The 6,115-nt window shown below is 59.7% G+C and carries 3 protein-coding genes and 2 pseudogenes; 2 read left to right on the forward strand and 3 right to left on the reverse strand.

The window, feature by feature from the left end; all coding sequences use genetic code 11:
* Positions 1-467 (forward strand): LuxR C-terminal-related transcriptional regulator (locus ACXJMY_RS37510; protein ID WP_456624384.1); only part of this gene is annotated, 467 nt, incomplete at its 5' end.
* Positions 468-664: 197 nt separating this feature from the next.
* On the opposite strand, the pseudogene ACXJMY_RS37515 reads toward ACXJMY_RS37510, so the two are convergent.
* From ACXJMY_RS37515 to ACXJMY_RS37525, 3 genes and pseudogenes are all read right to left on the reverse strand, one after another.
* A pseudogene (locus ACXJMY_RS37515) lies at positions 665-1,252 on the reverse strand (HlyD family efflux transporter periplasmic adaptor subunit); the annotation flags it as partial.
* A gap of 683 nt (positions 1,253-1,935) precedes the next feature.
* Positions 1,936-2,994, reverse strand: a complete 1,059-nt coding sequence (galE, locus tag ACXJMY_RS37520) for a UDP-glucose 4-epimerase GalE (protein ID WP_456624385.1) — start codon at positions 2,992-2,994, stop codon at positions 1,936-1,938.
* Between the two features lie 476 nt (positions 2,995-3,470).
* Positions 3,471-4,883: a polysaccharide biosynthesis/export family protein gene (locus tag ACXJMY_RS37525; protein ID WP_456624386.1), complete on the reverse strand. Its 1,413-nt coding sequence runs from the start codon at positions 4,881-4,883 to the stop codon at positions 3,471-3,473.
* A gap of 340 nt (positions 4,884-5,223) precedes the next feature.
* Between ACXJMY_RS37525 and ACXJMY_RS37530 the strand changes: the two are divergent.
* A pseudogene (locus ACXJMY_RS37530) lies at positions 5,224-6,115 on the forward strand (undecaprenyl-phosphate glucose phosphotransferase); the annotation flags it as partial.

Raw genomic sequence — 6,115 nt, forward strand, 5'->3', positions numbered from 1 at the left:
GTGAACGCGAGCACGAAACGACGCTGCGCAGCCAAAATGAACACGCGATCCGCGTCGCTCCAGAGGACGCGATCCCGCCGCAGCTCTCTCCGCGCGAAAAGGCAATTCTATCCTGCCTCATCGAAGGCGATTCAAACAAGTGCGTTGCTCGAAAGATCGATATCGCCGAGGCCACCGTGAAGGTCCACGTCAAGGCGATCCTGCGGAAGATCCGGGTTCAGAACCGGACTCAGGCAGCGATCTGGGGAATGAACCATGGATCTCTGGTGCGAGCGGCAAACAACCACGCGCCGACAGCCGTCGATGCAGGCAGAGGTATCGTGAAGCCTCTCGAGGTGATCTCCGAAACCGAGCAGACGGCTCCCTTGGTCCCCCGGTCTAGTCACGTCGCGGTACCGCCTATGGACGGCCTACTCCGCAAGGGCGTGGACCGAGGGACTGGCACGGCGGTACGGTTCGGCAAGTAGGCAAAGGGACCAGGAGACGACTGCCGTCGTGCGAATGGTCCCATCGCGGAGTGAAGCTGCGACACTTTCGTCGACCTCCCGACAGGCGCCGACAGGATTTTCCCTGCTGATCTCGCGTGAACAGCACGCGAAGATCGCGCCGACACTCTCCTCGGGTTGACGACGCGGAGCGCACAGGCATTGCGGGAGCTCGCTCTCTATCGCTCCCGCAGCGCCTCCTGCTTGTATCTCGCCAGCGGCGAGAGAAGATAGCTGATGATCCTGCGCGCGCCGGTCTTGATTTCGACCGTCACCGCCATGCCGGGGCCGAGCTTGACGAGCTTGTCCTCCACCTGCATCTGCGTGCGGTCGAGTGAAACGCGCGCCGCATATTCCAGCTCCTGGCCTTTCGGCTCGCTACTGCCTTGCGCCGTCCCCGACGCGCGGTCGTTCGATCCGCCTTGCCTGTCGCGCGTGATGGCATCCGTCGACACGCTGAGCACGTCCCCATGCAGCAGCCYATAGCGCGTGAAGTTGAACGWATCGATCTYGATTTCCGCCKTCTGTCCGGGATGGACGAATCCGATGTCGCGGTTGGAGAGCATGGCCTCGATCTCGAGCTGACTCTCGCTCGGRACCACGATGRCCAGMGCCTGCGCCGGCGTCACCACGCCTCCCMCCGTSTGAACGGCGAGCTGTTGCACGACGCCGTCGACCGKYGCGGTCAGATGCTGAAGCCTCGTGCGCCGCTCCGCCTTGACCACTTCCTGCGCAACGCTCGCCGCCTTCTGCTCGGTTGCCCGCAAGAGCGGGAAGGGTCGTTCCGATATCATCTCGATGTTGATAACAGGGAATTCCACGGCGCGCAGCGCGAATGCGCACGCGACATACCGCATGTTCGGAAGCCCGCTTCGCGAGGAGATTTCAAAGCAGTGGGTTTTTGGAAGGGCCCTTGATTGCTAGCAGCGTCCGCTCTCGGCCGGGGGTGATCGTGCGCCGGTTTCCCACGCGCGAGCCCTTGTTTCCGGACTCGATGATGTCGCGGTCGATGCGCACAAAACTGTCAAAGAGACGCAAGACGAATGCACGCTAGCGGCATTCGATCTTAGTGCATTGGTGCGCGGACACTCCGCCGCCGCTTGGGTCGGTGCTGCGGATCGTCAAATTTGAGCTCGGCGACCAGTCGCCAAAGCTGAACCTCGTGACCGTTCGCCAACCGCCCGGCCCGCTCGGTTGCGGACGCMTCGTCTGGGCAATGAAGGTTGACCACGCTACCCAACTGGCCGTGTTCGTCCAGAACGTACACACGATAGTGTGGCATCGCAAATCCCCAGGCGCGACTGCATCTTATCTGCAGGCTTGCTCTGCGGTGAGGAGATTTTGGGTCATTACGGGCTACCTCTGTTGGGCGGCATGCACGCTGCCGCGGCGCGCCCCGAACTCCACTCATGCGGTCAGGTGCGCGTTCCAACACCTCGGACGCGCACGCTCAGGCATGACGACGGAGATGCCTGGACCGCTCGCGAACCTTCGGAAGCTCGCTGCCCTGATAACCGTTGGGGTTCTGCAATTGCCAACGCCAATGGTCCACACACATTTGCTCCAACGACCGCGTCGATGCCCAGCCCAACGCGTCCTTCGCAAACGTCGGGTCGGCATAGCAGGCGGCGACATCACCGGCCCGGCGCTCCCCGATTTCATAGGGGATTGATCGCCCGCTCACCAATTCAAACGCGCGGACAATGTCCAGAACGCTGCTGCCGTTGCCCGTTCCAAGATTGACCGTGATCAGGCCGGGTTGTCTGAGCCGGCGCAAGGCACTCAAATGCCCGGATGCGAGATCGACCACATGAATGAAGTCGCGGATTCCGGTGCCATCAGGCGTGTCATAGTCGTCTCCCCAGATCTGCAGCTTCTCCCGCCGTCCAATCGCCACCTGCGCCACAAACGGCAACAGGTTGCTGGGAACGCCCAGCGGGTCTTCCCCGACGAGCCCGCTTTCGTGCGCGCCGACCGGATTGAAGTAGCGCAGATTGCCGATCCGCCAAGCGTCGTCGGACCTGCAGAGGTCCTTCAGCATCTCTTCGATGACGAGCTTTGTGCGGCCGTACGGATTGGTCGGACCGAGGGGATGCTTCTCGTCGAGCGGCAGGTATCTAGGGATCCCGTAGACGGTCGCGGACGAGCTGAAGACGAGCGTCTTTACATTCGCCCTCTTCATGGCCGACACCAGTCGCATCGTTCCCAGGACGTTGTTCTCGTAATACATCATGGGCCGCACGTTGGAATCGCCCACCGCCTTCAGCCCTGCAAGGTGAATGACCGCAGTCACTCCAGAGGCACGAAGCATGTCGTAGATCACCACTTCATTCCGGATGTCTGCGTTCCGGAAGACGAGCGATCGCCCGCAGATGGATTGGACCCGCTCAAGCGAGGCCTTGCTGCTGTTGGAAAGATTATCGACGACGACGACATCGAACCCGGCGTCCAGCAACGCGATACAAACGTGGGACCCGATATAGCCGGCACCTCCGGTCACCAAGATCATTTCGGACACCTTCCGCATTCGCCCAACTGGCCCCGTGCGACGCCTGCATCGGCGCCGGCTTATGCACTCCAGAGACCGTCATCCCTCCACGTGACTCTCGTTGGCAGCCGGGTGCAACAGCCCCGAAGGACTACCCATTGGCACCTTGCGGAGAGCTTCCGATGGGGCACGCGACAAAGGCGATCGAGAGCGAGGAAAAACCGGGAATATTTCTTGATCCTGCCGCCTGCTTCCACCGCAGAACATCCTGAGTTGCCTTTGCGGTCAGCGCGGTCTGGGCCCGACATCATGCCGTGCTGTCGCCAGATCCTGCTGCAGCCCCGCGGACCGCTCGCGCTCCTCTTCCAGGGAGTTCTGCAGTTCGGCCGCGCCGCTCTCGCTTGCCTGTTTCAGCCGGAACCGGAAAATCCACGCCGACAGCGGCGGAGGATTTATATCGTCACGTGACTTACGTTCCTGAGTTGCGGCAGCCCTCGTCACCTGGCGCCGACGCGCGGTGAATCGGCTGCGGTTAGGTCGGTCCGGCCTGTCCCTGTTCGGAGATTTGAACTGCTTTGCCTTCGGAGAGGCGCGTCAGGACCGTCCTGGTATCGCAGCGAGACCTCGACGGCGTCACCCGGCTGCAACTCGGTATCTTCGCTCGCGATAATCTGTTCCGGCCCTTTCTCGCCTTTTCTAATGATGGCAATGTCCGGTTTRCTGCCGGCCCCCCGCGTGAGTTGCGACCGAACCATCGCAGTGTACTGAAGCTTCTCTCCGACGCTCTGCAGCTTCTCGCGAATTTGGTTGAGCTTTAAGCTCGTGTCTTGCAGCTCACGGAGCAGGTCAAGCCTCCGCTGATCGTCGAGCTTTACAAGCTTTCTAGAGAGCTCGTCCTGTTGCCTCTTGACCTGCATTAGTAGCGCAGCGGTCTGCAGCTTCCGTGTTGAAGACAGCAGCACCGCGCGCCGCGCATCTGTAACGCGAGGGCCGATCACGGAACCCTTGGCAAAGAGGTCGGACGCTTTTTGCAGTTCTTCGAGATCTGCCCGAAATCCTTCTTCCTCATTTTTCTGCTGCTCTGACAACACGCGGACCTGGTCGTCTCCCTGTTGGACACCGCGCTGAAGGAACGACTTTTCCTGCTGATAGTCACTCTGCTTCGTTTTCAAGTATTCCGTTTCTGCATTGACGATTGCCGAAATCGCCGATCGAGCTATGGGCACGTCCGTCGGAATGCCAGGATTGAGCTGCGTCGCCTCTCCGAGCTCGTTCTTGATGCGCCACATACGCGCCTGTTCTTTGGCGAGTTCTGTCCAAAGCGATCCGTACTCACTTCTCAAGTCCGCTGACTCGAGATACGGATTATTCATTCTGATGCGTATGACGTCGTAGCCGCCCGCCACAGCGACGAGTTGGCGTACGGTGGTGGCGGGACGATAAGGGTACTCGCCCGGCTTCGACACGTCCCCGTTTATGTAGACCGGCCTGTACTCCGCCACGATCGTCGTGACCTCACCCGCGTCGATCACGATGACGGCCTCGCGACCATCCGAAGTCCTCTGTCGAAACACCTTGCTTGCCAGTGCGGCCCCGATTTGGGCTCGGACCTGCGGCAAAGGCAGGCCGGCTACGGGAAGCATTCCGACCAGTGGCAACGAAATATTCCCGTCCACTTGGACGAGAGCACGATGCCGTAGCTCCGGCACGCCCGCCACCGTGATCTCTAGCACGTCTCCGATGCTTATTCGATATTCGGCGTTTGCTTGAGCGACGGAAATTGTCAGGCCAAAAGCCACCATGCCCCATTTGATGCAACGGCTCAGGTTACGGCCAAACACATTGATATGGAAACGATTGCGCAACATCGAGTTCGGTAAGACGGCAACTCTCTGCACCAACGTGCTCATACGGTGACATCCTTCCTCATTCGGTGAAATCCTTCAAGTCCCGTGCGCCGACAGCAGCGCGCCGACATCGCTATCGTCGAAGAACTGTCGACGGACGACCGCAAACTCACCGTTATATTTCCTCACTGGCGATGGGCCGTTCAGTGCCTTCTTCGCCGTGTTCGTTTGATTTGTCTTCCACTCACTATTGAAATCGATTCCGACAATTAAGTCCCGCACCGGCGCAGCTCAATCGACCATCGTAGGTACTCCTCACGCTACTCATTTATAGGCAATTTCCACCCAGTGGTCCGAATGCTACTTTCTCCTTAGAAATCGGAGTGATTGGCCGGGTGGTGCGATGACTTATGCGTCCTTTTCCAATTTGCCGGCCTCCACCAAGCCTCCGGCACGTTCCATCGAGGCCGGAAGAGCGATCCCAGCAGGCGTCGGAAGGCGCCGATTGGCTGCCCTACTAGCATTGGCAGCAGGTACCGAATTCCTACTGGTAGCCTTGGCGGCTTATTCCGCAGCCGTCCTCTATCATTTGATCCTGCTGGACTCGCCGGATGCCGCCAAGTACATGCAAGAATCGTTTCTGATTTCAACATTGCAGTTGCTTGTTTCCCTGGGGCTCCGGCAATATTCCCGGATCCAGACACAGCCCCGGCACGTATTCCTGTGGAGCGGCGCCAGCAGCGTCTTCTTCGTATTCTCCTTCTTCATCTCGACGATATTCCTTCTGAAAATCTCAGAAGGCTACTCGCGCGCGACTATTATCGCACAGTCAGTGAGTGTCCTCTTTACGGTGCTTTGCACACGGGCAATATGGTTCTCACTACTTCAGCCTGCCATTGCATCAGGGTTGATCGACGCCAGGCGCATCATACTCATAGGGGGGCCGAGTCATTGCTCCCAATTTTCCGCTCGAGCAGTCGCCACCGGAATCCGAACCATCCGTTCGTTCGACTTTCCGACGGCTCGCACCGACACCTCAGTCGTGGCCCGTCCCGGCGCGGTCGAAGTGCTACCTGATACCCGCCAACTAGTCGCAAATTGCCGGCCCCTCCGCGCAGATGACATTGTCATTTTGACCTCGGAGCCCGATGTTCCGACTGCTCTCGCGCTTGCCAGCGCCCTATCGGACCTGCCAGTTGACGTTCACGTCGTCCCTGTTGGATCTATTGATCTCATGGCGGTGTCGCGGATCACGCAGTTCGGCAACATCGTGACAATGCGGATCTTCCAATGCC

The organism is Bradyrhizobium sp. P5_C12 (genome assembly GCF_054049735.1).